This window comes from Luteitalea sp. (assembly GCF_022842525.1).
In the GTDB taxonomy this organism is placed as follows: Bacteria; Acidobacteriota; Vicinamibacteria; order Vicinamibacterales; family Vicinamibacteraceae; genus Luteitalea.
Window position 1 is genome coordinate 2,270 of sequence record NZ_JALHPM010000316.1, and the last position, 2,061, is coordinate 4,330.

The window sequence follows — 2,061 nt, forward strand, 5'->3', positions numbered from 1 at the left end:
GCTCTCCTAGCGTCGGGGAGCGCATACTTGTTGTCACGCTGACCGCCGGAGTGGGCGCTGTTGCCGGGAGTGCCCTCGGCCTTGCGTTGCCGACGGCGGCGTGGCGCGACGCGAGCCTGCAGGCGGTGGAAGCCGCGACGACTCGCCCTTGCGGAGGGCCGACGCCGCGCCCGGTGGCGTTTGCCCGTACGAGGCGACCGCCGTGCGGCTAGGCGTCTCGCGGCGCCGTCACCCACCGTGTCGCCCCGCTCGCAGCCAGAGATCCCTGGCCTGAGCTCCTTGCCGGCCCACGCGGCGACCGCCGCGGATGGCCAACGCAGGGGGCAGGGTAATGGGGAAAGCCGCCTGGCTAACAGCTGCTTGCTGCGGTCGCGGCCCTGGGCTATGGTTGGGCGCCATGCGCTGCGGCATGGCGCCTTCTTGTTAGAGGCCGCGCCGCAGAAGCAGGATCGTTATGCGGATCAGCAGCTCATTGTGCGCGACCATCTCGACAGGAGGATCCCGATGGGCAAGTCGAAGTCCTTTACGTTTGATGGTGGCGCTGCTGACTACCTCGGCACTGCCATTCTCGCGTTCCTCGTGACGTCTCTTACATTAGGGATTGCTTTTCCCTTTGGCATTGTCTTAATGCAACGCTGGCGTTGCAAGCATACCTTCATCGACGGACGACGGCTTACGTTCGTGGGTACCGGAATGTCGCTCTTCGGCTACTGGCTCAAGTGGCTTGTCCTCATGGTCATTACGTTGGGCATCTACTCGTTCTGGGTTGCGCCTCGGGTCACGCAGTGGGTTGTCGAGAACACTGACTTCGAGACTTAGGCCATGGAAACCCGACCAGGAGTGGGACTCCTCTGATCCGCGAATATCGCCCTCCCTATGTCAGGCTCATCGAACCTTTGCACAACATCCTGGCTTTCGCCAACCCCCCGGCGAGCCGTGCGCGCGTCCGGAGAGTGCATGCGGAATACCGGCGAGCCCATGACATCCCGGATCGCTGCGACAACGCCGGGTGCGACTTCCACACTAACCCGCTATTGTATGACGCGCGGCCTTTGCCGCACATCCTCGATCACCGCGACGGCCGCCACGACAATCGTCCGACGACCGTGCGGTATCTCTGCCCCAACTCTGATACGCAGTTGCCCACCCGAGGCGGCAGAAACAAGGGGCGGGTCGTTGTCACCTCTGGAGGTTTCGCCATCAGGCGACCCGACGGCTTGCGCGCATAGACGCTGGTCGCCGAGACTTGCCGGTACTGTATCAGCCTTGAGCGGAGTGCCTCGCACGCTCAGCGCGAGGACCGCATAACAAGTTGTTGCACTTGACAGTCACTGCAATGAAAGCTCGCTTCGCTCGCTCGGTTTAGGTGTGCCTGCAAGTGAACAACAGGTCGTTATGCGGCACGTTGCAGATCTGGTCTCCAAAGCATCATGAATGCCACGACCTGACGACGACACCGCGTGGGTACTTGACTGCTCACGCGAGCGGTTCCTGGAGCTTGCTCCGAGGGCGGACTTCGCATGCCTCATGCGACTCGCTCGCCACGTCAACGCACTGCGCTTTGGACAGTCTGCGCTTGTGCACGCCAATGACGACGACGGTCCGGTGGGAAGGCGCTCCCGTCCGGGAGCATTCTTCTACAATGGGAGCGTGCTCTTCGAAGCCCTCGGATTGATACCCGAGTTGCGCGTGCATTTTGGCACACATGCGCATTGGACGCGCAGCTTCGGCCGCTTCGGAAGCGACGACGAAGTACGTGCGCGGCTCGCGCAGGGGACCGACTTGCATCGGTTGCGCAACCACGTGGGCTTCCACGTCCTCGGCATCGTCCCCGAGCGCTCGTTGCCGACGCTCGAGCTACCAGACTACGTTCTGGCGAGCGGACTTGGTACGAAGCAAGGACACGTGTACTACGACCTGGGCGACATGATCGCCCTTCACTATCTCCTTGGTTCCCCGAAGACCTTCGAGGCATTCATGCGCGAGTTCGAAGCTAGAGGGTCGAAGGTTACGGAGCTTCTCCTATCCTTTCTGGAGGCGTCAGACATACTTCTGCTGCGT

The 2,061-nt window shown here is 62.3% G+C and carries 2 protein-coding genes; both read left to right on the forward strand.

Going from position 1 to position 2,061, the window contains the following annotated elements:
- The first annotated feature begins 384 nt into the window (after positions 1-384).
- Entirely contained in the window at positions 385-819 is a 435-nt protein-coding gene (locus Q0C41_RS30100) for a DUF898 family protein (RefSeq protein ID WP_291990502.1), read from the forward strand.
- An 831-nt stretch (positions 820-1,650) separates the two neighbouring features.
- Positions 1,651-2,061 (forward strand): hypothetical protein (locus Q0C41_RS30105; protein ID WP_291990504.1); only part of this gene is annotated, 411 nt, incomplete at its 3' end.